Source organism: Cryobacterium roopkundense, assembly GCF_014200405.1.
Taxonomy (GTDB): domain Bacteria; phylum Actinomycetota; class Actinomycetes; order Actinomycetales; family Microbacteriaceae; genus Cryobacterium; species Cryobacterium roopkundense.
This window is the reverse complement of sequence record NZ_JACHBQ010000001.1, coordinates 1860872-1887662: the sequence shown is the minus strand read 5'-3', so window position 1 is coordinate 1887662 and position 26791 is coordinate 1860872. Positions and strand designations below refer to the sequence as shown.

The window sequence follows — 26791 nt, the reverse complement described above, 5'->3', positions numbered from 1 at the left end:
AAGGAGAACTCTGTGTCCGTTGCGCACGAAATCGACCCGTCCAGGGCCGCCACGATCACGAAACACCTCTTCAACGCTCGAAACAGGGACAGGTATGAGCGTGAGGTTCTCGCCGGAGTCGCGGCCGTGCGCGCCCAGCTCGGTCGCACAGTTCGGCCCTTCACAGGGATCACCCCGCAGGCGCTGCAGGCGAGCGTGGGCGCGGTCGACCTCGATGCGCCCTTGGCCGACCCGGCCGCGGCCCTCGAGGAGGTCGAGCGCCTGTACCTGCGCGACGCCGTGTACTTTCACGACGTGAAGTACGCGGCCCATCTCAACTGCCCTGTCGTCATTCCCGCCCTGGTGGGCGAGGCCATCCTCTCGGCCGTCAACTCCTCCATGGATACCTGGGACCAGAGCGTCGGCGCCACGCTCATGGAGCGCCACCTCATCCAGTGGACCGCCGACCGCATCGGTCTCGGCCCGGCGGCCGACGGCATCTTCACGAGCGGTGGCAGCCAGTCCAACCTGCAGGCCCTGCTCATCGCCCGCAACCGCGTGCACGAAAGACTGCAGATCGAGGGAGCGGATGCCGACGTGCGCCTCCCCGACACGCTCTCCCGACTGCGCATCTTCAGTTCCGCCGTGAGCCACTTCAGCATTCGAACCTCCGCGGCGACGCTCGGGCTGGGCTACGAGGCCGTCGTCTCAGTGCCCGTCGACGCGGACAGGCGCATGAACGTTCACGCGTTGCGCGCCGCCATTGCCGATTGCCTGGCGAGCGGCAACATCCCGATGGCCGTCGTGGCCACGGCCGGCACGACAGACTTCGGCAGCGTCGACCCCCTCGAACGCATCGCCCTCACCTGCCGCGAGAACGACGTGTGGCTGCACGTGGACGCGGCCTACGGCGGGGGACTCCTCACCTCGCACCGACACCGCGGCCTGCTCGACGGGATCGACAAAGCCGACTCCGTGACCGTGGACTACCACAAGACGTTCTTCCAGCCGGTGAGCTCGAGCGCCCTGCTGCTGCGCGACGGCGCAATGTTCTCCCACGTGACGCACCACTCCGACTACCTCAACCCCCGCAGCGCCTCCCTGAGGGTGCCCAACCAGGTGGACAAGAGCATCCAGACCACGCGCCGCTTCGATGCCCTCAAGCTCTGGCTCACCCTGCGCACGATGGGCGCCGACGGCATCGGCGACCTTCTCGACACTGTCATCGACCTCACCCGGGCGACCTGGCAGGAGCTGAGCGCCGCCGACGACTTCGAGGTGGTCGTCGAGCCCGTGCTGAGCACCCTCGTGTTCCGCTACGTGCCCGCCGGCCTGCCGGAACAGCCGGAGGCGCGAAACGACCTGATCGACCGCATGAACCTCGCGGTGCGACGGGCGATCTTCGATTCGGGCGAGGCCGTGATCGCCGGCACCACGGTGAACGGGGAGCACTACCTCAAGGTCACGCTGCTGAACGCGGACACGACGCCGGGCGACCTTCGAGTGATCTTCGATCTCATCCGTTGGCAGGGCAGCCGGTTTATGCAGTCCGAGCTGGAGCAGGCTCATGTCTGAGCGCCGGGGTGACGACCACGTGACCTACGACTTCGTCGCCATCGGCATCGGCCCATTCAACCTCGGCCTGGCGGCTCTCACCGAACCCCTCGCCGAGCTCAACGGCCTCTTCCTCGAGCGGTCTGCCCGGTTCGACTGGCACCCCGGCATGATGCTCGAGAGCAGCACCCTGCAGGTGCCTTTCATGGCCGACCTCGTGACCATGGCCGACCCCACCTCGCCGTTCTCGTTCCTGAACTACCTCAAGCAGGTAGGCCGCATCTACTCCTTCTACATCCGGGAGAACTTTAATCCGATTCGCTCGGAGTACAACCGGTACTGCCAGTGGGTGGCCGACCGTCTGTCGAGCCTCCGGTTCGGCGCCACCGTCGAGACCGTCGAGGTCGACACCGACGGCATGTACCGGGTGCGCCTCGCCGGGGGAGAGACCTTCCGCGCCCGCCGCCTGGTGCTCGGCACGGGTACGGCTCCCACCATCCCCACGAGCTGCGCAGGGCTGGCCGGCCCCGTGTTTCACAACGCCGAGTACCTGGCCCGCAAGGCTGACCTGCAGCGGATGCCGAGCATCACCATCGTCGGCAGCGGCCAGAGTGCCGCCGAGATCTACTTCGACCTGCTGCAGAACATCGACGCGCACGGGTACTCGCTTAACTGGGTGACCCGCTCGGGCAGGTTCTTCCCGCTGGAGTACGCCAAGCTCACGCTCGAGATGACCTCGCCCGAGTACAGCGCCTATTTCCAGGCCCTGCCGACCGAGACGCGCGACGAGCTGATCGCCCAGCAGAAGAACCTGTACAAGGGCATCAACGAAGACCTGATCAACGAGATCTACGACCTGCTGTACGTGAAGAGCCTCGAGGGGCCTGTCGCCACACAGCTGTTGACGAACTCGGCCCTGGAATCGGCGGAGTGGAAGGGCTCAGCCTACGCGTTGCGGTTCCGCCAGCAGGAACAGGACCGAGAGTTCACGCTCGAGACGAGCGGGCTCGTGCTCGCGACAGGGTATTCAGCGTCGGAGCCGGAGTTCCTCGCCGGGCTGCACGTGCGGCGGGATGCCCGCGGCCGGTTCGACACGGGCGCCGACTACCGCATCGACGCGGGGAACGGGGGCGATGCCGGGGCGATCTACGTGCAGAACGCCGAGCTGCACACCCACGGCCTCGTGGCTCCCGATCTCGGCATGGGGGCGTACCGCAACTCCTGCATCATCCGCGACATGCTCGGCAGAGAACCGTATCCGGTGGAGACCCGCATCGCCTTCCAACAGTTCGGCGCCCCCGAAGCGGATGCCGCAGCGCCTGTCACCGCACACCCCGACCTCCTGGGAGCTCACGCATGACCTTCACCTTCCGTCCCGTTGACCCCGACACCGACACCGAGCTGCTGCACGGCTGGCTGGTGGAGCCCCGCGCACGATACTGGGGCATGCTCACGGCGAGCCTCGCCGACGTGCGCACCATGCTCACCGAGATTTCTCAGAGCGCTCATAGAGAGGCCTTCCTCGGCTGCCAGGACGGCAACCCCGCCTTCCTGATGGAACGGTACGACCCCGTGCACGAACCCGTGGGGGAGCACTATGTGCGCTCAGTGGGCGACGCGGGCATGCACCTGCTCGTCGCCCCGAGCGACACGCCAGTGCACGGCTTCACGCTCGCCGTGATGCGGGCCGTGATGGTGTTCCTGTTCACAGATCCGGCGGTGGGCCGGGTCGTGGTCGAACCCGATGCGCGCAACGAGAAGATTCTGGCGCTCAATGCGGCCGTCGGCTTCAGGCCGCAGGCCGATGTGCCCCTGCCGGGCAAAACCGCCCGGCTGAGCCTGTGCACGAGGGAGAGCTTCCTCGCCGGCGGTTCTCCCACGACGACGGGTGTCCCGACGCACCTCAGCCCGGAGCATTGGCGGCTCGCCTCCCGGCAGCTGCTGCGTAAGGCACTCGCCGAGTTCGCCCACGAGCGCCTCCTCCAGCCGCAGGAGACCGGCTCCGGCGTGTATCGGCTCCTCAGCGACGACGGAGCGACGGAGTATCTCTTTCACGCCACCCGGCGGCACCTGGACCACTGGAGCATCTCGGCCCCCAGCATCCGTCGTCGACGTGAGGGCGAAGACCTGCCGCTCGACGTTCTCGAGTTCATGCTGGAGTTCCGCCACACGCTCGCCATCGCGCACGACGTGCTGCCGCTCTACCTCGAGGAGATCAGCAGTACCCTCGCCGCGAGCGCCTACAAGCTCGAGAACTCCCGGGAGAGCTCGCGACAGCTCGCCGCTGGAGACGCGCACGCCGACGCCGCGGCGTGGGGGCAGAGGATCGAACGCTCCATGACCGAGGGGCACCCGTGCTTCGTTGCGAACAATGGGCGCCTGGGTTTCGGGCTCGACGACTATCGGCGCTACGCCCCGGAGACCGGCGCACGCGTGCACCTGGTCTGGATCGCGGTGCTGCGCAGGAAGGCCGTGTTCTCGTCGATCGATTCCCTCGACTACGACACGCACCTGCGCGGCGAACTCGGCGAGCGCACGCTCGACCTCTTCAGGGAGCGGCTGGCAACCCTGGGGCTTGACGACGCGGATTACCTCCTCATGCCGCTTCACCCGTGGCAGTGGGACAACAAGGTCGCCATCACCTACGCGGCGGACGTTGCGCGGCAGCACATCGTGTATCTCGGTGTCGGAGAGGACACGTACCAGGCGCAGCAGTCCATCCGCACCTTCTTCAACCTCGATGCCCCGGAGCGCTGCTACGTGAAGACCGCGCTGTCGGTGCTCAACATGGGGTTCATGCGCGGGCTGTCACCGCAGTACATGCGGAACACGCCGGCGATCAACGACTGGCTGCAGGGGCTCGTCGCCGACGACCCGCAGTTGCAGGCGGCGCGGTTCGACATCCTGCGCGAAGTAGCGGCTATCGGCTATCACAACGGCTACTACGAAGCGGCGGGCCCGCCCGGGTCGCCCTACGGCAAGATGCTCTCCGCTCTCTGGCGGGAAAGTCCGCTTCCGCAGCTCGAGGCGGGTGAGCGCGTCGCCACGATGGCTTCTCTCCTGCACCGTGACGCCAACGGTCTTTCGTTCGTCGCTGCCCTCATCGCCACATCCGGGATCGCGCCCGCCGACTGGCTGCGGGCCTACCTGCGCGCTTACCTCGTGCCCCTCGTGCACTGCCTGTACGCCTACGAGCTCGCGTTCATGCCGCACGGGGAGAACGTGATCCTCGTGCTCCATAACGGCGTACCCGTGCGCATGCTGATGAAGGACATCGCCGAGGAGATCGTCGTGATGGGGGAGCGGATGCCGCTTCCCCCGGATGTGGACCGCATCCGTGCCGCGGTTCCCGCCGAAGAGCAGGTGTTGGCGATCTTCACCGACGTCTTCGACTGCTTCTTCAGGTTCCTCGCCGACGCGCTCGCCGAAGACGGCCTGTTTCCCGAAGAGGAGTTTTGGTCACTCGTGGCCGACACCGTCACGCGGTACCAGCACGCGGCGCCCCACCTCGCGGAGGCTTTCGCCCGGCACGACCTGTTTGCCGACGAGTTTCCGCGCTCGTGCCTCAACCGGCTCCAGCTGCGCAACAACCGCCAGATGCTTGACCTCGCCGATCCGTCGGCAAGTCTGCAAATGGCGGGAAACCTGGACAACCCGATCGCGCGATACCGGCGGGGCTGACCGCGCGGCTATTCCGTGAAGAAGGGCCCCGCGACCGGACGCTTGGCGGAGATGTGGTCGCCCGAGGACTGGTGGCGGATTCGCCGCAGCACCCACGGCACGAGGTAGGTGCGCGCCCACGCGAGGTCTTCGGTGCGCGCCTGGCGCCACGTGCTGCCGGGCATCGGCTCCGGCTGCTGCGGCTCGAGGTTGTTGGCCACGTTGAGCGAAGCGAGCACCATCCGTGCCACGGTGTGGTGTCCGAGCGAGTTGAGGTGCAAACGGTCGGGAGCCCACAGCCGGGGGTCCTGGATCTCGGTCAATGACCACATGTCGGACACGATGCAGTCGTACTTCGCCGCCACTGCCCGCAGGTTCTCGTTGTAGATGGCGACCTTGCCCCGGATACCGCGGAACACCGGGGAGAAGCCAACGTCTGCCCCGGTGAACAGCACGATGGTCGCGCCATCCCGGCTGAGCCGACCGATCGCTTCCTCGCAGCGGGCGGCGATCTCGTCGGGGTCCGTGCCGGGGCGCAGCACGTCGTTGCCGCCCGCCGAGAACGTGATCAGGTCCGGACGCAGCCCGAGGGCGGGTTCGATCTGTTCGTGGGAAATTTGTCGAATCAATTTTCCGCGCACGGCCAGGTTCGCGTAGGCGAAATCCTCAGTGCCTTCGCTGAGCACTTCGGCCACTCGATCGGACCAACCCCGGCTGCCACCGGGACTTGTGGGCTCGGGATCGCCGATGCCTTCCGTAAAGGAATCTCCGAGGGCCACGTAGCGGGACCACGGATGCTGTTGCTTCGTCATGATTTCATTCTGTCGGTACACACGGGGCGCGGCACAACTTGGTATCTTGAGGAGAAGTGAATACTCCATCTGTTTTCGGTCCCGCGCAGGGAACGAGTGCAGCCGAACACTTGTCCCCCTCCTTTCCGGAGCGAGCCGCGTGGGGCACCGCGAGCAAGCTGCGGGCCTGGCAGGCCGAGGCCCTCGAGGCCTACTTTCAGCACGAGCCCCGGGATTTCCTCGCGGCCGCGACACCGGGAGCCGGCAAGACCACGTTCGCGCTGCGACTCGCCGCTGAGTTGCGCTCCCGGCGCACCATCGACCGCATCACGGTCGTGGCACCGACCGAGCATCTCAAGAACCAGTGGGCGGATGCCGCGGCGCGCGCGGGCATCCGCCTGGACCCCATGTTCAAGAACGCCGACGGCATTTACGGCAGCCATTACCACGGCGTCGTCGTGACGTATGCCCAGGTGGCGGCCAGGGCGGCCCTGCACAAGCGCCTCACCGAATCCAGCCGCACCCTCGTGATCCTCGACGAGATCCACCATGGCGGCGACGCGCTCAGCTGGGGGGACGCCATCCGCGAGGCGTTCGGTCCGGCCACGCGCCGGCTGTCGCTGACCGGAACGCCGTTTCGCTCCGACACCTCGCCGATCCCCTTTGTGAGCTACCTGCCCGATAAGCACGGTATCCGCATGTCTCAGAGCGACTACGCCTACGGGTACGGCCGGGCTCTCGCCGACGGGGTGGTGCGCCCGGTCATGTTCATGGTCTACGCCGGCCACATGAAGTGGCGTACCCGCACGGGCGACGAGATGGAAGCCAAGCTCGGCGAAGGAAACACAAAAGACATCACGAGCCAGGCGTGGCGCACGGCGCTCGAACCGACCGGACAGTGGATCCCCGACGTACTGCGCGCCGCCAACCAGCGCCTCACCGAGGTGCGCCACGGAATCCCGGATGCCGGTGGCCTCGTCATCGCGACCGACCAGAGCACCGCACGCGCCTATGCCGTCATTCTCGAGGAGATCGCCGGTGAACCCGTCACCATCGTGCTGTCCGACGAGAAGGAGGCCAGCGACCGTATCGACGAGTTTTCGAAAAACGACCGGCGCTGGATGGTGGCAGTGCGCATGGTGTCCGAGGGTGTCGACGTGCCGCGGCTCGCGGTGGGCGTGTACGCCACGAGCGCGTCTACCCCGCTGTACTTCGCGCAGGCGATCGGCCGTTTCGTGCGTGCCCGCCGACGCGGTGAGACGGCGTCGATCTTCCTACCCAATGTGCCCGGGCTGCTCAGTCTCGCCAACGCCATGGAGCTTGAACGCGACCACGCGCTCGACCGCAGCAACCGTGACGACGGCGACGACGGCATGTACAACCCCGAAGACGCCATGGTCGCGGCAGCGAACAAAGACGAGAAGGCCTCCGATAGCCTCGGTGAAGAAGAATTCACCTGGCAGGCACTCGATTCGCAGGCCACGTTCGACATGGTCATGTTCGACGGCGACGAGTTCGGCGAGCTGGCCGAGCCGGGCACCGACGAGGAATTCGACTTCATCGGTATCCCCGGCCTGCTCGAACCCGAGCAGGTGTCCGAGTTGCTGCGGCAGCGCCAGTCCCGTCAGGCAAAACGTTCCACGGACAAGCGTAAGGATCCGGTGACGGGGGAGATCGCCCCGCAGGACCCGCCGCCCCTGTACCGCACGCTCAAGGAGCAGCGCACGCTGCTCTCGAGCCTCGTGGGCATGTGGTCCAAGCTGGCCGAGGAGCCCCACGGCATGATCCACTCCGAGCTGCGGCGCCTCTGCGGCGGCCCGGCCGTGGCGCAGGCGAGCGTCACCCAGCTGCAGGCGCGCATCGACCTGCTCCGCCGCCGCCTCGGCCGCAGCTAGCTGCGCCAGTCCCGCCAACGCCCGCGATCCTCCAACTCGCACCCGCTGGTCGAGGCGCGACGAAGGAGCGATCGAGACCTCCGAGCGTGGCGGCGGTCCCGCTGGTCGAGGCGCGACGAAGGAGCGATCGAGACCTCGCGAGCCGGTCTCGCCAACGCGGACTCCACGGACTACGCCGAGAGCACCACGGCTTCCGCCGCAGTGGGCGCTCCCAGCGCGGCATCGAGGGCCGTCAGGATGTCCTCTATCAGGTCCTCGACGTGCTCCAGCCCGATCGACAGCCGCACGATTCCAGCCGCCGGGCGCGCGCTGGCCTCCACTGGACGGTGGGTGAGCGACGCCGGGTGCTGCACGAGCGAGTCGACTCCGCCGAGCGATACCGCGTGTGTGATCAGTCTGCACGCTTCCGTGAACCGCACCCCGGCGTCGAACCCGCCGGCGAAGTTGAGCGCGATGAGCGAGCCGGCGCCTTCGGTCTGACGCCCGATCAGCCGCTGCGGGTCCTGACCGGGCAGCCCAGGGTAGAGCACGCGTGTCAGCGCGGGGTGCCCCACGAGCCGAGCCGCGATGTCGCCTGCCGTGGTCTGCTGGGCGCGCACCCGCACGGGCAGCGTGCGCAGCCCCCTGTGCAGCAGGTACGCAGACAGCGGATGCAGCAGGCCGCCGGTGAGCGCCCGCATCTGACGCAGCCGCACCATCCACTCCATCGGCCCGGAGACGGTTCCGCCCATCGCGTCGCCGTGCCCGCCGAGGTATTTCGTGGCGCTGTGCAGCACCAGGGTCGCGCCGAGTTCGAGAGGTCGCTGCAGGACCGGAGTGGCGAAGGTATTGTCCACGAGCACCGGCACCGTGCCGGCCGCTTCGATCACCGAGCGGATGTCGGTGAGTTCGAGCGTGGGATTGGCCGGGCTCTCCAAGATCACCAGTCCGGTGTCGGGGCGGATCGCGGCGGCGATGCCGTCGACGTCGGTCCACGTCACAGTGGTGCCGAGCAGACCGGTCGCGAGAACGTGGTCGGTGCCGCCGTAGAGGGGGCGAAGAGCCACCACGTGCGGGGTTCCCGCTGTCACCGCTGCCAGCAGAACGGCGGACAACGCCGCCATTCCCGTGGCGAACGCCACAGTGCCCTCACTGCCTTCGAGTGAGGAGAGGGCATTCTCGAACCGGGCGACTCCGGGCTGCCAGAGACGTTGGTACACGGCAGAGTCGCCCGACTGCAGAGCGCCTCCCGTGGCCAGATTCTCGTACGAATCCCCGCCGGATTCAACTCCGGTCAGGGGATTTGTCGTAGACAGGTCGATCACGGGTACGTGGGATCCGCTTTCCGTGACGCTGTCCATTCCGGAGTGGACAGCGCGGGTTTCTATGCGTGGCATCGTTGGCAACATCCTCTGACAGAAACAGATTCTGCTCATGTGCACAAGGGGGCATGCAGACCCTGCCACTGGGTGGCAGAAAAATCGCATAAGCTGCTTGGCAACGAGGGAGCACGCCGATGGAATCGAAGAAGCCAGAACTTGACCGTGTCGACCGTGCGCTCCTGCGCGCACTATCCGTGAACGCACGCGCGTCGGGCGCCGCGCTGGCTGCGGAGATCGGAGTGGCGGAGTCCACCGTCTCGCTGCGCCTGCGGAGGCTGCAGCAGCTCGGTCACATTCGCGGCTACCGGGCCAATATCGACCTTGCTGCCCTGGGTGCGTCTTTGCAGGCGCTCATCTCGGTGCGGCTCGCTAAACACGCGCGGGTTCAGATCGATGACTTTCGCGACGCGGCGCCGCACTGGCCTGGCGTGATCGGCCTCTTCCACACCGCAGGCGCTGATGACTATCTCTTGCACGTGGCCGCAGCGGATGCGTCTGACCTGCGTGACTTCGTACTGGAGCATCTCGCGGAGCACCCGGCCGTGGCTCACACCGAGACGAACCTGATATTTGAATACGTAGACGGTGACGGCTGGCAGGACCTCGTCAAGTAGCAGCCAGTCACGCAGAAGAAGGGCCCGATCGCCGTGATCGGGCCCTTCTCTCTGTGCCGCTTGCACATGTTAACGAAGTAACGCCCCCGCCAGAGGCGAGGGCGTTACTGAGCTCTATTTAGAGGGCGCGAATGTTCTCGGCCTGGGGACCCTTGGGGCCCTGGGTGACCTCGAACTCGACCTTCTGGTTCTCATCGAGGGACTTGTAGCCGTTCGACGCGATCGCGGAGTAGTGCGCGAAAACATCGGCGCTTCCGTCGTCGGGTGCGATAAAGCCGAAGCCCTTTTCAGCGTTGAACCATTTCACGGTACCTGTTGCCATTTGTAAAACTCCTCCAGGAGTGTTAGACCGACCCCGACTGTCGGGGCCGTTCGTCGCGGTATTCGTCGTCCGCTTCCGAAAGGAATGTGGCGCATCAACCGAGATCAATGCGTTTAAGACGTGCAAGCACTACAACTTCAGAACCAACACTAGCTCACAAGTTCGTATGGTTACTAAATCGGGCGGCGTTTTGAAACAAAACCGTCATACTTTTTCGAGGGAATACCCCTAAGTAGGGCCATTCGGGGTCATTCCACTGTGACGAAGTCGATGAGCTGTTCGACGCGTCCGAGGAGCTGTGGTTCCAGGTCTGCATAGGTGCGTACCTGCCCGAGGATGCGCTGCCACGCGCGAGCGATGTCGGCTTGCTCCTCGTGGGGCCAACCGAGCGCGTCGCAGATGCCGTGCTTCCACTCGATGCTGCGCGGAATCTGCGGCCACGATTTCAGTCCCACCCGGGCTGGCTTCACGGCCTGCCACACATCGACATAGGGATGGCCCACCACGAGAACAGTGCGCCCGTGCGGCCCGTGCGCCACGGCCTCTGCAATGCGGCTCTCCTTGGAGCCTGGCACCAGGTGATCCACGAGAACGCCCACCTTGCGCGCGGCTGTTGGCTTGAACTCCCGAAGGATCTCCTCGAGGTGGTCGATACCCTCGAGATACTCCACAACAACGCCCTCGATGCGCAGGTCTGCGCCCCAGACCTTCTCCACGAGTTCGGCGTCGTGCCGGCCCTCGACGAAAATCCGGCTAGCCCTGGCGACGCGGGCCGGGGCATCCGCTACGGCCATCGATCCCGAGGCGGTTCGAGCACGTCCGAGGGCCGCCGCCATGGTCGGGGCGATCAGGGTGACGGGCTTGCCGTCCAGCAGAAACCCGCTGCCGAGCGGAAAGAGCCGGAGTTTGCCGTGGCGGTCTTCGAGAGTGACGATGTTCTTCTCGACGCGCATCACGGCACCGCAGAACCCGGTGGCGACCTCTTCTACGACGAGGTCCCTGCTGGCTTCCTGCGTCGGGATGACGATGCGCCCCACCTTCTGCCAGCCGGGGGAGAGTACATCTGCGCTGTAGCGGTCGTCGCTGAATCGGTCATCCATTGAATCGACGCTAGCCGAAGTCGCCTTGGGCGCACGCTCACGCGGCTGGAGTAATCTGACCTCTATGTGTGGTCGATACATCATTACCGATACGGCGTCCGATCTCGCCGCCATGTTCGAAGTAGAGCACGAGGGGAGCAACCTGCCCGAGCCCTCCTGGAACATCAAACCGACCGAGCAGATTCCCATTGTGCTTGAGTCAGCCAAGCAGGAGCCCGCCGTGCGTCGGCTTGAGTCGGCGCGGTGGTCGCTTATTCCCTCCTTCGCCACCGAGATGGCGTCGTCATTCCCTACGTTCAACGCGCGTTCGGAGTCGGCCGCGGAGAAACCCACCTTCAAGAAGTCGGTCGCGTCGCGTCGGGCGCTCGTACCGGCCACGGGCTACTACGAGTGGCACACCGTGGGCGCGAAGAAGACTCCCTACTTCGTGCACTCCGACGATGGCATGCCGCTCGCCTTCGCGGGCCTCTACTCCTGGTGGCGCAATCCGGCCCTGGCCGAGGATGACCCCGCCCGCTGGGTACTCTCGGCGACCATCCTGACAGCGGATGCCCAGGGGCCGCTCGCCGCCATCCACGACCGTATTCCCGTGGCACTTCCCGAGGAGACCTGGGACCAATGGCTTGACCCGCACACCGTCGGCGACCAGGCCTTCGTCGATGCGGCCGTTGCAGCTTCGCGTTCCCAGGCCGAGACCCTGCGCTTTTACGAGGTCGCGCCGATCGTTGGCAATGGGCCGGAGCTCATCGAGCCGGTTGCCGGCGATTCCGCCCGCAGCGACACGATGTAGAGCACGATCATGGTTTACCCGGATCATCCGGCACCCGGAGAGCAGAATAATGCCCGGCATGAAACGACGACTGAGCGCCTGGATCGCAATTGGAACTCGATCCTGCAGGAGCTGCGGGTCACCCAGACCGGTACTCAGATCATCACGGGTTTTCTGCTGGCCGCCGCGTTTCAAACTCGGTTCCAATCTCTGGACTCCTACCAACTCACCGTCTATCTCGCGTTGATCTTCACGGCGGTGGCCACGACCGCGCTCGGCCTCGGTCCGGTCAGCCTTCACCGGCACCTGTTCCACCGTCACGCCATGGCCCAGATCGTGGCGATCGGCAGCATTATGTTGCGTGCGACGCTGATCGGGCTCTCCGTGGTTCTTACCGGAGCGGTCCTGCTCATCTTCGATGTCGTCGTCGGTCGAGCGGCCGGAATTGTGGCGGGCGCATTGATTTTGCTCACCACGGTACTGATATGGCTCGTCTTGCCCCGTTTGGTTAAGCTCGATCGGCCCTGACCGGTACGCTCGAATGAGGTGGCCCGAGAATTTCGGCGGTCACCACATCGAGAGGATCACCACATGAATGTCGTCGCCTTTATTATCGCGCTGGCGGTTTTCATCCTGGGCTTCTGGCTCTTCGGGCTCGCCTTCACGGTAACGGCCCTGCAGGGTCCGATCTTCATCGCCGGGATCGTCGCCATCTGTGTGTCGCTCGCAATCCCGTTCCACTGGCTGCGCAACTAACCGGTTCCGCGAGTCCCGTGGCTCAGGGCGACAGCCCTGCCACGAGGTTGATCAGCGCCGCCAGTATTCCCGCGCCGAACGGAAACGACAGCAGCGCATGGCGCAGCGTCGTCATGCGTATCGAGTGCGTCAGAATGGACGTGTCCGAGACCTGGTAGGTCATTCCGATCGTGAAGGCGAGATAGGCAAAGTCTCCGTAGCTCGGCGCATCCGCTTGATTGAAATCGATGCCGCCGTCGGCGTCTCGATAGTAGAGCGAGGCGTATCTCAACGTATAGAGCGTATGGATAAGCGCCCAGGACAGGGCGACGCTCGCCACGGCGATGGCGGCCAAACCGCCCCGTTCAGACAGGGTGGATGTAGAAGCCGCCGTAAGCAGGAATCCGATGGCGCCTAGGCTCGCGAGACTGGCGAGCAAAACCAGCAGCTCGGACGCGCGGCGGGAGGGATCTTCGCGCGTTGCGTGACTGGCGGTTTGCGTGGCATCCATTTGGCTGACGGCCAGCCAGACCCACGCGATGTAGGTCACGCAGGCGGCAGCCCAGCCGATGATGAGCGAGAATAGCCAGGCGTCAAGCAATCCGGTCACGAGGGCCGCGCTGACTCCCACGACGAGCATTGCGATCAGGCGTGTGCTGTATCGATGCATGTGGCGCAACTGTTCAGGTTTCTTCACGAGCTGATCGTCGCACAGAGGGCGCCGTCTCCGTTGATCGAGCTTGTCGAGATCCCGACAACGGGGCGAGACCCCGCCCTCGGCGAGATTTCAGCCACGCCCGGTATGTTCATATACTGACTCACAGTTTTTCAGACAGCACGAAAGGTACCTCCCCGGATGCACGAGAGCCCTGCCGCGTCCACACCGTATGAGGTGCTGGGGGTGTCCGCCCAAGCGAGCGACGAGGATCTCCGGCGTGCGTACCGGCTGAAATTGCGCAAGACGCACCCCGACGTGGGCGGCAGCGCAGCTCAATTCCACGCCGTGCAGATTGCCTGGGAACGGGTGGGCACTCCGGAAGGCCGGGCGGCCTACGATCGCACGCGCTTCGGCGACCCCGAGCCCACGACGGATGCCTTCCGTGCGTCGTCGACGCCCGGGTCGTCATCCCGTTCGTCACCGACCGGCCTCAAGACCCGCATGCACGGTCACCCTGGCGGCCAGGTGCGGCAGCGCTACCTCACCCTGATTCGGGAATGGGCTGGCAGAGGGACCGTCGTCGACGACCCGTATCTGCCGTCACTCGTGCGGTCGGCACCCCGCGGCATCCGTCACACCCTCGCGAAGGCGCTGGCCGAGGAGGCGACGGCCCACCTCGTGTCCGGTCTCGGCATCGGCTTCACCGCGTGGCATGACGTGGATTCCGGAAATGGCAGCGACAAGCTCGACCACGTCGTGCTCGGCCCGGCCGGACTATTTGCCATCCTGTCCGAGGACTGGGGTGGCACCGTGCAGCTGCGCCGTGGGGAGCTCGTTGGAGACGAGGTACCAGAGGACGACGACCCGGTTCACAGCTTCCAGGTGAGCGCGAAGGCATTCACCCGCCTCGTTCGCGTTCGATTCACGGGCCTCATCGTCGTGGTCCCCGACGGTGCTGTCGACGGCACGCCCACGGTGCCCAAACGCGGGCGACACCCCATGGTCATCGTCGTGCCGAGGTCACGCCTCAACGGGCTCCTGCGTGACGGTTTCCCGGGAATGGACCGCGGTAGCTTTGAGAAGGTCTTCGAACTGCGCAGTACCCTGCAAAACGGCATCCGCTTCGTGGCCAGCTAGCCACTCCCGATCTCGATGCTCCTATAGATGTCAAGCTGAGATTGCGGCTTGTTGGTGGCGTTCTCTGATGGTGATGAGGATTTGGAATATCTCTCGGGCGACGTAGCGTTTGAGGAGGCGCATGGCCTCTCGTTTGGTCTTTCCTCGGGCGAGGGCCTTGACGACGTAGTCGCGGGTTTTCTCGTGGGATTTCATCCTGACCATGACGATTCGGTAGGCCGCTGAGTTGCCTTGGCGATGGCCGCCACGGTTCAATCGGTGTCGGTTGGTCTTCCCGGATGAGGCTTGGATCGGGGCAGTACCGATCAGGTGTGCGAAGGCGGATTCGCTGTTGAGGCGGTCGACGTTTTCGCCGGCGACGATCAGCATTGTCGCGGCGACGTCCGGCCCAACGCCGTGCACGGCGAGCAGTTCCGGGGCGTGCTCTTTTACGATGGCGCCGAGGCGTTTCATCAGCCGGTCGGCTTCTGTGAGCAACTCCAAATAGCGTTTGCCGAGGGAGCGGAGGACATTCTTTGTTTCGGTCATGACGAGGTCGTCCGCCTTGCGCACGGGGATCTTTGAGCAGCGCAGAGCCAGGTTCTTCGCCTTGAGCTTCGCGAGGCTCACGCGCAGGTCTGCGGGCGCGCTGACGATCAGGCATTGCAACTGATTCATGCTCTCGGTGCGCTGTTTGACTAGCAAGCGACGGGAGGTGCGCAGCACTCGCAGGGCCTCCACGAAGCCGTCCTGGGTCTTCGGGACGGCCGTGGCGAGCTCGTTGAGGACGGCGCGGGCCGCGTTGTAAGCGTCGATCTGGTCGGTCTTGCCGCGCAGCCGTCGCAGCTGCTTATCCGGCGCGATTACGTCGATGACGGGGATGCCACGGCGGGTGAGTTCGCGGGTGAGGCCGGCGCCGTAGGACCCGGTCCCTTCAATGCCGGCGCGGCCGATCCGGCCGACGCCGGTCGCCCAGGCGATGAGGTCGGAGTACCCGGCGGAGGTGGCGTCGAACTTCCGGTCGGCGATCGATTTTCCGACGTGGTTGATCACCGCCGCGTGATGAAAATCTTTGTGCGTATCGACGCCGAGGATCAGATCCTTGCGGGAATAGGTCATGCTGAATACAGCCCTTCTGTTTGAGGGTCAGTGTTCAGGGGCACCGTCAGACAAGTCAGTGAAGAGGCTGGAGTCAAGCTCCTATTAAGTCATGGTGGTGCTCCCGAACACGACAATGCGTGCGGGGGCTGGACACCGGTCGACGCATCGAGACAAAGACAACCGAAGCGTCAGACAAGCTCCGAGTCAGACCGGGCCAACCCCCTGCAACCATCATCACTGACAAGCTCGATCCAAGCGCTGATGGAGGCGCGACGAAGGAGCGATCGCCACACTCCTCGCACCAGTCGAATCTCTGAGATTCCCTATTCTTTTCTGCTCATTGCAGGGCCCAGCGGTCTCGGGCGCACCTGCTCCTACCTCAGACCCAGCTTCTCCACCCAATGGTCAAGAAAGCTCGCGCCGGCTTCGTCGTGGATCTGCTCGCCCATCACGATCACCGGGTAGGGGCGATCGAGGATTCCGTCGAGCGGCCGAACATCCACGTGGGACACGTCGTAGCCCGCCTCGTGCAGGTGGTCCGCCATGCGGTAGTCGCTGCGGGAGTCGCCGACGGAGCGCCACAGGTGGGGGAGCGGACCGCCTTCCGCGAAGAAGGCAAGGGCGCGTTCGGCCGCGTGGTTCTTATCGAGGGTGACCGATTCGATGTCGGTTGAGATGATGGTGGCGTCGAGGCGAAACGGCACCTCACCGGCCGCGTTCGGCGCAACCTGGTCTTCGAACCGCACGCCGAGGCCGTGCCGCTCCAGGATGGCAAAAGCAGCCTGGTTGAACGCCGGCTGGCAGGCCTTATACGCCTCGCTGTCGACATCCGTTCGCTGTTCCACCGACACCATGGCCTGCTTGGTCTCGTCGAAGAACATCGTGTCGGCGAAATCCTCGTGCACGAGGAGACGCAGCGCGTCGACGACAGTTTGCGGGAGCGCGACGCTCTCGTCCACCGCGATCTCGCCCATTCCCTGTGCGCCGATGGCAAACCACACGGCGCCTTTCTCGCACACCCCGTACATGCGGAAGCTTTCTGGCAGGCCCTCTGCGAGGAGCGGTGCGACAACCTGTTCCCTGATGAATGCTGCCGACCCGGAATTTGTCAAGGTGGATGAGGCCAGTGGGAGTTTAGGCGGCTAGTTCGAGCCCTTCATTCTCGATAGGTTTGGGGGCTGGTTTATTGATCCATGCCGTCTTGGGAATGGACAGGATCTGCGGCGCCTTGTTGGTGCTGAATCGCTCTGGGAAGCGTGCGCGTGCCGCGTCCAGCGTCGCTGCCCGTTCGATGGCCTTCGCCTCGGCGAGGCCGTAATGAACGTCTGCTGGCGTGTTGAGGCCGATCCCGGAATGGCGATGCTCGTGGTTGTAGCCGTCGACGAACGAGGCCATGAACGTCTTCGCGTCGGCAAGGGAGCCGAAGCGTTCGGGGAACGTCGGAGCGAACTTCAGGGTCTTGAACCAGGCCTCGCTGTAGGGATTATCGTTACTCACCCGAGGCCTCGAGTGCGATTTGGTGACCTCCAAGTCAGACAACAGCGCCGCGACGGTCTTGGACGTCATCGACGTGCCGCGGTCGGCGTGAACGACCTGAGGGACGCCGTGAATGCCGAAGATCTCCTTCATCATCTCCACCGCCAGCTCGCCGGATTCCGACGCGTGAACATAGGCGCCGACGATGTAGCGGGAGTAAATATCGATCATCACGTAAGCATCGAAGTACTTGCCCTTGATCGGGCCGGCGAGTTTCGTAATATCCCAGCTGAGTACCTGGCCGGGTCCCGTCGCCGTCAGTTCCGGGATCGCCCGGGCCGGGTGGCGTGCCTGTCGGCGGCGGTCCTTGACCTGCTGGTTCTCGTTCAACACCCGATACATCGTTGATATGGAGCACAAGTACGTGTCCGCGTCGAGCAGTTGGGCGTAGATCTGGATCGGCGGCAGGTCCACGAACGGCTGTGAATTGACGACGTCGAGGATCTCGCGGCGGCCTTCGTCGCCGATCTTGTTCGCCGGAACCGGGGCCGGGCCACGGACGGGAATGCGTCGTTTCCTTGTGGCTGTCGCTCGAGGGATCCCGACCAGGTCGGCCGCGACGCGAGTGTTGATTCCTCGGCTGGCCAGTTCGCGGTACGCGGTCATTACGGCAACGCGCACGGTGTTTCGTCCCGCGAGCTCTTCGAAAGACTTTCGAGTAGCTCGTGCATTTTTGACATGATCTCCAACGCCACCCCCGTCGTTTCCAACCGCTGCTCGGTCTTGCTCAACTGGCGACGTAGCCGGGCGATTTCGGCTTGCTCCGGAGTTAACCGGCCAATCTTCTCACCGGGCTTCTTCCCCGCGAGGACACCCGCGTCACGCAGTTTTCGCCATTCGGTGATCTGCGAGGAGTAGAGCCCTTCGGTGCGCAGATAAGTGCCGCCCTCGTTGTTCTTGATGGCCGTGTCATACGCGGCGAGGTACGCAAGCTTCTGCGCTGGGGTGAACGACCTTCTCGAGGTCGGACCACCAGCTCGGGGTCCGGGACTACTCATATGACTATCGTCGCGCACTGCGCTCAAAGACGGACTGGACATGGTGATGATTCCTGATTCTCGCCCTACGTCAAACGGCGAACTTGCTCTGAGGTACTGGCCTCACCCAACCCTGACACGTAGGGACCGGCCCGTGATGAATGCGATGGGTACGTTGGCGCCCGCCAGCGTCACGAGGTCGGTCAGGATGCTCGGAGTCGCGATCGTGCGGGTGATCGGGCTGGCGATCGGGCCGTCAACGTCGAGCAGGAGTCCAAGCGGGGATGCGGTAGTAGGCATGGCTCATTATTTCACGCGCCCCGCGCGCGCGTGATTCGCATGTACGTCCCCTTTACGATTTCAGTGAGATAGCGATTGCTCCATTGCAGACGGTCATGCGCCACTTAGATATGGGCATCTCACTGAAATCGTAAGGGGGATATATCTTCTATTAGAGGTAAAATGGTGGTATGAAACATTCGGAGGTGCCAGAGGCCTGCTCCGCTCGGTAGGGGTAGTCAGGGGCTCGCTGAGGTGGGTGTGAGGGAGGCGAATGCGGTGGATGAGCCTGATGAGGTGTTCTTTTCGGGGTCGGACCAACGTGATCTGACGAAGGGGGATTCCTGGAGGCGGTGCCTCCTGGGGCGCTGTTCGACGAACAGGAGCACACGCCGGTTCTGGATATTGACCGGGTGCTGTATTTCGAGAGGCTGATCTGCTTCGCTCAGGCGGGCAGGGCGGATGCCATCGATGACGCGTATACGCGGGCCCTGGCCGTGGCGGAGACCGGGAAGGCCAGCAAGGACGGCTGGGACGGCGAGTATGCGGCCGAGCGGGGGTTCGTCCTGGAGTTGGCGTGTGCGTTGCGAATCCCGCAGGGCACCGCGCAGGGACTTATTCGGGATAGCCAGTGCCTCGCGCAGGCTCTGCCCCTCACCCGCACGGCTCTGCTCAACGGCGAGATCAGTCAGCGGCACGCGCAGCGCATGATCGACCACGTCGCGTCGATCCCGGTACTGTCGCAGCCGGACTTCGAGGCGGCGCTGCTGCCGTTCGCGAAGACCCTCACGGTGGCGCAGTTCGACATCATGGCCCGCAAGGTGCGGGAACGCCTGCACCCGGAGTCCATCGCGATCCGGCGCACCAAGTGCCTCACCGACCGGCGCGTGCAGCTGTTCCCCGGCATCGACGGCATGTCTACGCTGTGGATCTCCGCCGCCTCCGATGACCTGCAGGCGGTGTTCAACCGAGTCAGCGACGCGGCCACGAACCTGCAAGACATCGACGAGACCCGCACGCTGGCCCAGCTGCGAACCGATGTCGCGACGGACCTGCTCCTGACCGGGGTCACAGAGACCGGCCTCGGTGCCGGTCTGCGTGCCACGGTGAACATCACCGTCCCGGTGCTGACGCTGATGGGCAAGAGCGAGGAGCCCGGCGAACTCGAAGGGTACGGGCCGATCGACCCGGAGACCGCGCGGCGCCTCGCCGGAACCGCGACGAGTTTCACCCGCATCCTCGTACACCCCATACCGGAATCGCGCTGTCCGTCAGCGCCGAGCAGTTCAAGGTTCCACGAGCGCTGACAAAGTACCTGCAAATCCGAGACGCCACGTGCCGGGTTCCCGGGTGCAACAAAGCGGCGAGGTTCTGCGACATCGACCACACCATCGACCGGCAGTTCGGCGGCCCCACGGGCAACGTCAACCTCGCGCACCTCTGCCGAGCAGACCACGCCCTCAAACGCAACACCGCCCGGACCGTCAAGCAGACTCCCGACGGGGTGATGCACTGGACATCACCGGCCGGCAAGCACTACGCCACTGACCCCGCCACCCGCCTCGTCACACCCCTGCCACGACCCACCACCGACGCACCGGATCAACCCGGCGCACCGACCCCGTTCAACTGGTTTAACACACCCAAGCCCAACCCCGGCGAACCCGGCCCGTTCTAGACCAGGGCAGAACCGGTGGTTTACTGGGCCGCGATGGTCACGCTGCCGTTGGTGGTCTCGGCCGTGATCGTGCGGGTGGCGGTGCGGTCGCTGGGTACCGTCGCCGTCTCGACCTTGCCGTTCGTGGTTCGGGGATCCACGCAGTGGGCGACTCCCGTGTTGGGTACGCGCACAGGGACGGCACCATTGGTGCTCAGAGCCTCGACCGTTGTGGGTGCCGACGTGAAGTCGAGCTGCACGGCTACGTTCGTTGTGCTGGCGGTCACGCGGTTGGAATGGGACTCCATCACTCTCACGGCGCCGTTGGTGCTCGAGAGACGCAGGGGGCCTCGGGTCTCCGTGACCTCGATGGCACCGTTCGTGGTGTGCAGGCGATGATTCCCGATCAAGCTGGTCGCAGTGATGCTTCCATTGCGCCCGTCGACGTCCACACTGACGGAGGCGGGAACCGCTACGTTGAGCCGGAGGGAGCAGCGCACGAAAAAACCGTCGGGGCAGCCGCCGGAAATCGTCGTCGCGCCTGATTCAGTCGACAAAGTGGCAGTGGGCTCGGAGCCGAAGTGCGACCCTCGCCCGGCCACGTGAACGCGGCTGTCAGAGCTGGGCACGAGGGTGACTGCGGCGTTCGGAATCGTCATGACGACGCTGGTTCCGGCCGGAGCGTCCTTGTCGATGGCAATCGGGCTTCCCGTCAGGAGTCCTGTCTGCACGAGTGCCCCAGCAATGAGCACAAGGCCCACCAGCACGAGCCCGATGATGAGCGTGATCGTGAGTCCGCGTGACATGCGTGCGCTTCCCCGGGGCGGGGGCGGTGTGCTCGTCATGCGGACTCCTTCAAACACAAGCGGAGGCCAGCGTGGCGCACGGTGCACGGTGCAGGGCGCGTCAAGCCGGCGGCGCAGCGTGGCTCGTCACCGCCTATTCTTGATGAAGATGATTACGAGAAGAGAAGTCGCCCTGCGCCTGGATATCCCGCTCGAGATGGCGGCACGTCACGGCATTCCGTCGCGCATGGGCGAGGCGCAGCTCGCCAAGCTGGAGGAAGACCCCCCGGCCTGGCTCATACAGTCGCGGGCCAACCGCACGGGCAAGAAGCCTGTCTGGGTCCAGCTCACCTGCGACGTGTGTGGTTACACCGAGGCCGTGCGCCCCAAGAAGTGGTGGCCGGTGTTCACCTACATCAGCTGTTCGAACCACGGGTTCGACGAGGTGCCCGAGCCAGCCGCCGGTTTCGGACGAACCGAGTGCGACGGAATCGGCAGCCAGTTCATCGGCATCACGGACGAGGCTCCGAGCGGCTCCTAACGTCTGCTGTCGCGTCATGCACCAGACTGGTCGAATGCTTCAAGATTTAGCGTTGCCCGTGTCACTCGGGGTCGCCACCGGCCTTGTCACGCTTCGTGACGCCGTTGAGGGTGATCTCGACGCCCTCATGCAGTTGCTGGCCGACGATTCGATCAGCGCAACGCGGGGTGATCTTGGCGCCGCTGAGGACCGGCCTGCCTATCTCACCGCGTTCCGTGCCGTTACCGCGGATGCAGGAAATGCACTCCTTGTTGTCGTCGATGATTCCAACTCCCTGGTTGGCACGATGCAGCTCACGCGCATCCCGGGAATGGCGCGGCGTGGGTCGACACGTCTCCAGATCGAAGCGGTGCGGGTGCGAAGCGATCAGCGCTCGAACGGCATCGGAGGAGCCATGCTGCGCTGGGTGAGAGATAACGCGTCCGCCGACCTCGATACGCACCTGATTCAGCTCAGCTCCGACGCGGCACGACATGACGCGCACCGGTTCTACACGCGTCTGGGTTTCATCGGGTCGCACATCGGCTACAAGTACCGGGTCGCCTGAAGGTCGGCGGAACACCCGCGACGCCGCCTGCACTCCGGGACGCGGATGCGTGTGCCAGCATGGCTCTATGACTGTCTACGACACTGCCCGTGCCTTCGTGAACACGATGCATCCGGAAGCCACGGCGTCCATTCTCGGCGGAAGCGCGGCGTCGGGTCGATTAACGTCGACATCGGATCTGGACATCGCCGTGTTGTATGCGGATGGCCATGCCAACTATGCAGAGACCACGACATTTCGTGGGTGGCTGGTGGAAGCTTTCGTTCACACTCCGTCCAGCCTGCGCTATTGGTACAAGAGGGAGGGCGATGCCCGCCATCCGGTCATAGCGGATCTCTGCGCTCACGGAGCTTTGCTGACCGACGTCGATGGACGCGGCCTGGAATGGCAACGAGACGCTCGGGACCGCATGCGGCGGGGGCCGCTGCCCCTCTCCGCAAACGAGCGCGAACTCCGCCGGTACGGCCTGAGCGCTCTCGTGGATGACCTGTCCGGAAGCGAGGACAGTGCGGAGATCTTCATGCTCAGTGCCGATGTGTTTCGGGAGGCCGCAGATTTGCTGATGCTCACCCGTGACCATTGGCTTGGCGGCGGCAAATGGATCGTTCGACGTTTACGCCTGTGCGAAGACGACCTCGCGGACAGGCTGGCCGTATGGGCTTCGAATACTGGTCGAACGAGAGACGACCTGACGCTGCTTGCTCGGGAGGTCTTGGATGAGGCCGGCGGATACCTCCAGGACGGCTTCGTCCGCGGAACACGGGCATAGCGCCGTGACGGATCTGCCGGAGCGCCGCATGCTCCTCGACACCGCTGGCCTGTATTTCCGCGCGTTTTACGGGGTGCCCGACACCATGAGGGCCCCCAACGGCATGCCGGTGAACGCCGTTCGAGGCCTGCTCGACATGATCGCGAGGCTCGCGAGCGAGTTCAAACCGACCGAGATCGTGGCCTGTTGGGACGACGACTGGCGCCCGCAGTGGCGCGTGGACCTCATTCCCACCTACAAGAGCCACCGCGTCGCCCAGGCGGCGCCGACCGACGCTGACCCCTCAATCGAAGACGTGCCCGACCTACTCACACCGCAGGTAGCAGTCATCCGCGAGGTGCTCGGCGCCCTCGGAATACCCGTGATCGGCGCGGCGCACCATGAAGCAGACGACGTGCTGGGATCGCTGGCCTCGAACGCCGTGATGCCTGTGGATGTCGTCACGGGCGACCGCGATCTCTTCCAGCTCATCGACGACTCGCGCGAGGTGCGCGTGATCTATACCGGTCGCGGCATGTCACGCCTCGAAATTCTGACGGATGCCGCCCTCGAGACCAAGTACGGAGTCGCCCCCACCCAATACGCAGACTTCGCGGCGATGCGCGGAGACGCTTCTGACGGCCTGCCCGGAGTGGCGGGCGTGGGGGAGAAGACCGCCGTGGCCTTGCTTTCCCGGTATGGCAACCTCGATTCAATCGTGGCAGCCGCCGCAGATCCGGCCTCCGACATGGCGGCGTCCGCGCGCGCCAAAGTCCGGGCCGCCGCCGACTACCTGACCGTCGCTCCGGCGGTCGTGAATGTCGTGCGTACCCTCGCAATGCCCGAATTCGACGCACGCATCCGCGCCAGTACCCCCGCACAGGCGGCCGAACTCGATCGGCTCTGCGCCACCTGGGGTCTTGAATCCTCGATGCACCGCGCTCGCACGGCCCTCGCAACCCGCGCCGGCTGAGCGTGGCGCGCAGGACGCCGGAGAGGCAATTCTCAGCCACTCGGCGTAGAGTCACGGGCATGAATCCTCGCGAAATGGATCGTTGATCGTGCCGCGCACCTCGGTGAAGTGGCTTCCTGCCATTGTTGTTCCCGCAGTCATCGCGGTCGGCGTTATCGCCGTGCCTCTGCAGGCTGGAGCGGCCATTGACCTGCCAGACAAGACCGCCGAGCAGATCCTGCTGATGGTCAACGACAGCACGGTCACGGCGTTCTCGGGCGCGTTGGAGCAGTCCTCAGACATCGGGCTTCCCGATGTTGATCTCGGCGCCGGAATGTCCGGATCACTGCCCGAAGCAGCAGGCGCGGGGGCCGTCACCTCCGCGCTGGAGTTTCTTACCGGCTCACATGAAGCACGCGTGTACGTGGACGGTGCAGACAGAACGCGCGTGCAAATTCTCGACAAGATGGACGAACGCGACCTCATCGTGAACGGCACGGATGCCTGGACCTACGATTCGCAGACCAACGAGGTCTCCCATCTGGCCATTCCAGCCGAGCTGAAGTCATCGTGGAAAGACAAGGCTGCGGCGCGTGAGGCCCAAGCCCCGACCGGTCTCGCGACACCCGCACAGATCGCCGAGCACTTCCTGACCGAGATCAACCCGACAACGGCCGTGTCGGTCGGTAACGACGGCACCGTCGCCGGACGAACGGTGTATGAACTCGTACTCAACCCCAATACCTCCGACACGCTGGTCGAGTCTGTGACCATCGCGGTGGACTCTGAAACCGGCCTGCCCCTGCGCGTCACCGTCGCGGCCGTTGGTCAGAAGGCCCCGGCATTCCAGCTGGGCTTCACGAGCCTCGATCTGTCCGTGCCATCCGCCGATCGGTTCGATTTCACCCCTCCGGCCGGCGCCACGGTGACCGAGGTCCCCGTTCCCACCGCAGCCGACATGGAGAAGATGAAGTCTGAGGCCCCCCAGTCAGATGCTGCTCCGGTCGAGCCGACAAGTGACCTGCCCGTGATCGCCGGCTCCGGCTGGGATGCCGTGGCAGAAATCGCGGCGTCCTCGGTTCCTGCCGAGCTGTCCGCCAACCCGCTCCTGGCCCAACTGACCACCGAGGTCACCGGCGGGCGCGCTCTCTCCACGTCACTCGTCAATGTCTTCCTCGCCACCGACGGGCGTGTGTTCGTCGGCTCCGTGCCGCTCGAGCGCTTGCAAGCCGCCGCCGCGGTTCAGTGACGGTCGCCGACGCGACATCGGGCGAGTCAGTGGTGCCAGGCTCTAGTCTCGATCTGGCGATCGAGACCAGAGGGCTCACGAAGCGTTTCGCTCGACAGACAGCCGTCAACGGCATAGACCTGGCCGTTCCGCGCGGCGCCGTCTTTGGTTTTCTCGGACCGAACGGCTCCGGCAAGACCACCAGCATCCGCATGCTCCTCGGCCTGACCGCTGCTACCAGCGGTCAGATCAGCGTATTGGGAGAAAGCATGCCCGCACGCCTGCACGACGTGCTGCCGCGAGTTGGCGCACTCGTGGAGGGACCGGCGTTCTACCCGTTCCTGTCCGGCGCCGCAAACCTCAGTCGCCTGGACACCGCCGACCGCTTCGCGCCGTCCCACACACGCAGCGCCCGCGTCGATCAGGCCCTCGAGCGAGTGGGCCTCAGCCACGCCGCGAAGAAGAAGGCGCACGCATATTCTCTCGGCATGAAGCAGCGGCTGGGCATCGCCAATGCCCTGCTGGTGCACCGTGACCTGCTGGTGCTCGACGAGCCGACCAATGGGCTTGACCCGCAGGGAACCCGCGAGGTGCGCAGCCTCATCCGTTCCCTCGCCGCCGAGGGCACGACGGTTTTCGTATCGAGTCACCTGCTGGCCGAGGTGGAGCAGATGTGTACCCACGCCGCCGTCATGAGCGCCGGCACCCTGGTGGCCCAGGGCACGCTCGCCGACCTTGGCAGGGGGAGCGAACCCCGGTTGCGCCTGCGTACACCCGACCCCGATGCGGCCAGCAGAGTGCTCGTGCACCTGGGGCTGGCACCCACGCAAACGGATGTCCCGGGCCAGGACCCCTGGATCGAAGCGCCGTTCCCCGGAGAGCACCGTACACCCGACGCCGTTGTGACGGCCCTCGTGTCCGCAGGGGTACGAATCCGTGGACTCGCTGTCGAAGAGCCGAGCCTCGAGGAACGTTTCGTTGCGCTGACCGGAGAAGGTTTTGATGTCGTCCAGTGACGTGATGGAACCGGCTGGGGTGCGCGCCGGACGGCGATCGGCAGGCTGGGCACTGCTCGGCTCCGAGCTCTCGGTGCTGTTTCGCCGCCGCCGCACCTGGGCGATGCTCGTGGCCGTTGCGCTGATCCCCATCCTGCTTGCCGTCGCGGTCAAACTGTCCTCGGACCCCCTCTCGCCGGGGGAAGGCCCGCCCTTTCTCGACCGGGTGACGCAGAACGGGCTTTTCGTCGGATTCACAGCCATGGTCGTGGCTATCCCGTTGTTCCTGCCGCTTACGATCGGAGTCGTGGCCGGCGACACCATCGCCGGTGAAGCGGGCCTCGGAACGCTCCGCTACCTGCTCGTGGCACCCGCCGGTCGCGTGCGGCTGCTCTTGGTGAAATACGTCGGCGCGGCCGTCTTCTGCCTCGTGGCCACCCTCACCCTCACCCTCGCCGGCGCACTGATCGGCGCGGCGCTGTTCCCGATCGGCCCGGTCACCCTGCTGTCCGGTGACACCATCACCGTCATGGAGTCCGTGCTGAGATCGCTCCTGATCGCGGGCTACGTGACGTTGTCCCTACTGGGACTGGCGGCCATCGGACTCTTCATCTCAACCCTCACCGACGTGCCGGTCGGTGCCATGGCCGCCACTGTCGTGGTGTCGGTCGTCGCGCAGATCCTGGACGTGCTGCCACAACTCTCCTGGCTGCACCCGTATCTGTTCAGCCACTACTGGCTCGGCTTCGCCGACCTGTTGCGCCAACCCCTCGACCTGTCGTCGTTCGCGTCGAACGCGCTCCTGCAGGGTGCGTATATTCTGGTCTTCGGAGCACTGGCCTACGGCCGCTTCAGCACGAAGGACATCCTCTCCTGACGGCCGTCCCCTGC

At 65.1% G+C, this 26791-nt stretch carries 27 protein-coding genes; 17 read left to right on the top strand and 10 right to left on the bottom strand.

What is annotated here, in order from left to right; translation table 11 throughout:
* The first annotated feature begins 12 nt into the window (after nt 1-12).
* The 3 genes from BJ997_RS08850 to BJ997_RS08840 are packed head-to-tail and all read left to right on the top strand — an operon-like array spanning nt 13 to nt 5214.
* Complete coding sequence (locus tag BJ997_RS08850; RefSeq protein ID WP_035840019.1) at nt 13-1554, top strand: pyridoxal phosphate-dependent decarboxylase family protein; 1542 nt, start codon at nt 13-15, stop codon at nt 1552-1554.
* Complete coding sequence (locus BJ997_RS08845; RefSeq protein ID WP_183323389.1) at nt 1547-2893, top strand: lysine N(6)-hydroxylase/L-ornithine N(5)-oxygenase family protein; 1347 nt, start codon at nt 1547-1549, stop codon at nt 2891-2893. Before BJ997_RS08850 ends, BJ997_RS08845 begins: the two co-directional genes overlap by 8 nt.
* Nucleotides 2890-5214, top strand: a complete 2325-nt coding sequence (locus BJ997_RS08840) for a GNAT family N-acetyltransferase (protein ID WP_035840027.1) — start codon at nt 2890-2892, stop codon at nt 5212-5214. Before BJ997_RS08845 ends, BJ997_RS08840 begins: the two co-directional genes overlap by 4 nt.
* Before the next feature lie 8 nt (nt 5215-5222).
* Here BJ997_RS08840 and BJ997_RS08835 read toward each other — a convergent pair whose 3' ends face one another.
* A complete protein-coding gene (locus BJ997_RS08835; RefSeq protein WP_035840021.1) occupies nt 5223-6005 on the bottom strand; it encodes an SGNH/GDSL hydrolase family protein in 783 nt (260 codons plus the stop codon).
* Between the two features lie 56 nt (nt 6006-6061).
* Between BJ997_RS08835 and BJ997_RS08830 the strand changes: the two genes are divergently transcribed.
* A complete protein-coding gene (locus BJ997_RS08830) occupies nt 6062-7879 on the top strand; it encodes a DEAD/DEAH box helicase (RefSeq protein WP_035840022.1) in 1818 nt (605 codons plus the stop codon).
* A gap of 170 nt (nt 7880-8049) precedes the next feature.
* Here BJ997_RS08830 and BJ997_RS08825 read toward each other — a convergent pair whose 3' ends face one another.
* Nucleotides 8050-9255 (bottom strand): trans-sulfuration enzyme family protein, encoded by a 1206-nt coding sequence (locus tag BJ997_RS08825; protein WP_244962582.1) that lies wholly within the window; start codon nt 9253-9255, stop codon nt 8050-8052.
* Nucleotides 9256-9374: 119 nt separating this feature from the next.
* Between BJ997_RS08825 and BJ997_RS08820 the strand changes: the two genes are divergently transcribed.
* A complete protein-coding gene (locus BJ997_RS08820; RefSeq protein ID WP_035840307.1) occupies nt 9375-9854 on the top strand; it encodes an Lrp/AsnC family transcriptional regulator in 480 nt (159 codons plus the stop codon).
* Nucleotides 9855-9972: 118 nt separating this feature from the next.
* Here the strand turns inward: BJ997_RS08820 and cspE are convergent, their stop codons facing one another.
* The gene (cspE, locus tag BJ997_RS08815) at nt 9973-10176 is read right to left on the bottom strand and encodes a transcription antiterminator/RNA stability regulator CspE (protein WP_035840308.1); all 204 of its coding nucleotides are present in this window, start codon (nt 10174-10176) and stop codon (nt 9973-9975) included.
* Nucleotides 10177-10424: 248 nt separating this feature from the next.
* A complete protein-coding gene (locus BJ997_RS08810; RefSeq protein WP_035840309.1) occupies nt 10425-11276 on the bottom strand; it encodes a DUF3097 domain-containing protein in 852 nt (283 codons plus the stop codon).
* A gap of 64 nt (nt 11277-11340) precedes the next feature.
* On the opposite strand from BJ997_RS08810, the gene BJ997_RS08805 reads away from it, so the two are divergent.
* The 3 genes from BJ997_RS08805 (at nt 11341) to BJ997_RS08795 (ending at nt 12801) form a co-directional block, all read left to right on the top strand.
* Nucleotides 11341-12066, top strand: a complete 726-nt coding sequence (locus tag BJ997_RS08805; RefSeq protein WP_035840310.1) for an SOS response-associated peptidase — start codon at nt 11341-11343, stop codon at nt 12064-12066.
* A 9-nt stretch (nt 12067-12075) separates the two neighbouring features.
* Complete coding sequence (locus BJ997_RS08800; protein WP_035840311.1) at nt 12076-12573, top strand: DUF6328 family protein; 498 nt, start codon at nt 12076-12078, stop codon at nt 12571-12573.
* 63 nt (nt 12574-12636) lie between these two features.
* The gene (locus tag BJ997_RS08795) at nt 12637-12801 is read left to right on the top strand and encodes a hypothetical protein (protein WP_160175926.1); all 165 of its coding nucleotides are present in this window, start codon (nt 12637-12639) and stop codon (nt 12799-12801) included.
* Nucleotides 12802-12823: 22 nt separating this feature from the next.
* On the opposite strand, the gene BJ997_RS08790 is transcribed toward BJ997_RS08795, so the two are convergent.
* Nucleotides 12824-13477, bottom strand: coding sequence for a DUF1345 domain-containing protein (locus tag BJ997_RS08790; protein WP_236629162.1), 654 nt, complete (start codon nt 13475-13477; stop codon nt 12824-12826).
* Nucleotides 13478-13636: 159 nt separating this feature from the next.
* Here BJ997_RS08790 and BJ997_RS08785 point away from each other — a divergent pair, with 159 nt between their 5' ends.
* Nucleotides 13637-14575: a J domain-containing protein gene (locus BJ997_RS08785; protein ID WP_035840333.1), complete on the top strand. Its 939-nt coding sequence runs from the start codon at nt 13637-13639 to the stop codon at nt 14573-14575.
* Nucleotides 14576-14605: 30 nt separating this feature from the next.
* Here the strand turns inward: BJ997_RS08785 and BJ997_RS08780 are convergent, their stop codons facing one another.
* The 4 genes from BJ997_RS08780 to BJ997_RS08765 all read right to left on the bottom strand — a co-directional run bounded on the left by BJ997_RS08780 (nt 14606) and on the right by BJ997_RS08765 (nt 18468).
* Entirely contained in the window at nt 14606-15673 is a 1068-nt protein-coding gene (locus BJ997_RS08780; protein WP_183323385.1) for an IS110 family RNA-guided transposase, read from the bottom strand.
* A 356-nt stretch (nt 15674-16029) separates the two neighbouring features.
* Nucleotides 16030-16767, bottom strand: coding sequence for a hypothetical protein (locus BJ997_RS08775; RefSeq protein ID WP_183323383.1), 738 nt, complete (start codon nt 16765-16767; stop codon nt 16030-16032).
* Between the two features lie 22 nt (nt 16768-16789).
* Nucleotides 16790-18189 (bottom strand): IS3 family transposase gene (locus tag BJ997_RS08770; RefSeq protein WP_183323782.1). Its coding sequence is split into 2 segments (ribosomal slippage): nt 16790-17868 and nt 17868-18189, totalling 1401 coding nucleotides; the frame shifts between segments, so codons are not numbered across the junction.
* A gap of 102 nt (nt 18190-18291) precedes the next feature.
* Entirely contained in the window at nt 18292-18468 is a 177-nt protein-coding gene (locus BJ997_RS08765; protein ID WP_160175892.1) for a hypothetical protein, read from the bottom strand.
* A 332-nt stretch (nt 18469-18800) separates the two neighbouring features.
* On the opposite strand from BJ997_RS08765, the gene BJ997_RS08760 reads away from it, so the two are divergent.
* Nucleotides 18801-19754 carry a DUF222 domain-containing protein gene (locus tag BJ997_RS08760; RefSeq protein ID WP_052542385.1) on the top strand — a complete coding sequence of 318 codons (954 nt, stop codon included), beginning with the start codon at nt 18801-18803 and terminating at the stop codon, nt 19752-19754.
* 391 nt (nt 19755-20145) lie between these two features.
* Here BJ997_RS08760 and BJ997_RS08750 read toward each other — a convergent pair whose 3' ends face one another.
* The gene (locus tag BJ997_RS08750) at nt 20146-20949 is read right to left on the bottom strand and encodes a DUF4097 family beta strand repeat-containing protein (RefSeq protein ID WP_183323379.1); all 804 of its coding nucleotides are present in this window, start codon (nt 20947-20949) and stop codon (nt 20146-20148) included.
* Between the two features lie 109 nt (nt 20950-21058).
* Between BJ997_RS08750 and BJ997_RS08745 the strand changes: the two genes are divergently transcribed.
* The 7 genes from BJ997_RS08745 to BJ997_RS08715 all read left to right on the top strand — a co-directional run bounded on the left by BJ997_RS08745 (nt 21059) and on the right by BJ997_RS08715 (nt 26777).
* Nucleotides 21059-21430, top strand: coding sequence for a hypothetical protein (locus BJ997_RS08745; RefSeq protein WP_035837401.1), 372 nt, complete (start codon nt 21059-21061; stop codon nt 21428-21430).
* A 34-nt stretch (nt 21431-21464) separates the two neighbouring features.
* Entirely contained in the window at nt 21465-21977 is a 513-nt protein-coding gene (locus BJ997_RS08740) for a GNAT family N-acetyltransferase (RefSeq protein ID WP_035837399.1), read from the top strand.
* Nucleotides 21978-22044: 67 nt separating this feature from the next.
* Nucleotides 22045-22746 carry a nucleotidyltransferase domain-containing protein gene (locus BJ997_RS08735; RefSeq protein ID WP_052542384.1) on the top strand — a complete coding sequence of 234 codons (702 nt, stop codon included), beginning with the start codon at nt 22045-22047 and terminating at the stop codon, nt 22744-22746.
* A gap of 13 nt (nt 22747-22759) precedes the next feature.
* Complete coding sequence (locus tag BJ997_RS08730) at nt 22760-23698, top strand: 5'-3' exonuclease (RefSeq protein WP_084141321.1); 939 nt, start codon at nt 22760-22762, stop codon at nt 23696-23698.
* A gap of 88 nt (nt 23699-23786) precedes the next feature.
* Nucleotides 23787-24926: a LolA family protein gene (locus BJ997_RS08725; RefSeq protein WP_052542387.1), complete on the top strand. Its 1140-nt coding sequence runs from the start codon at nt 23787-23789 to the stop codon at nt 24924-24926.
* A gap of 32 nt (nt 24927-24958) precedes the next feature.
* Nucleotides 24959-25921, top strand: a complete 963-nt coding sequence (locus BJ997_RS08720) for an ABC transporter ATP-binding protein (RefSeq protein WP_236629039.1) — start codon at nt 24959-24961, stop codon at nt 25919-25921.
* Nucleotides 25908-26777, top strand: a complete 870-nt coding sequence (locus tag BJ997_RS08715; protein WP_052542382.1) for an ABC transporter permease — start codon at nt 25908-25910, stop codon at nt 26775-26777. Before BJ997_RS08720 ends, BJ997_RS08715 begins: the two co-directional genes overlap by 14 nt.
* Nucleotides 26778-26791 lie beyond the last annotated feature (14 nt).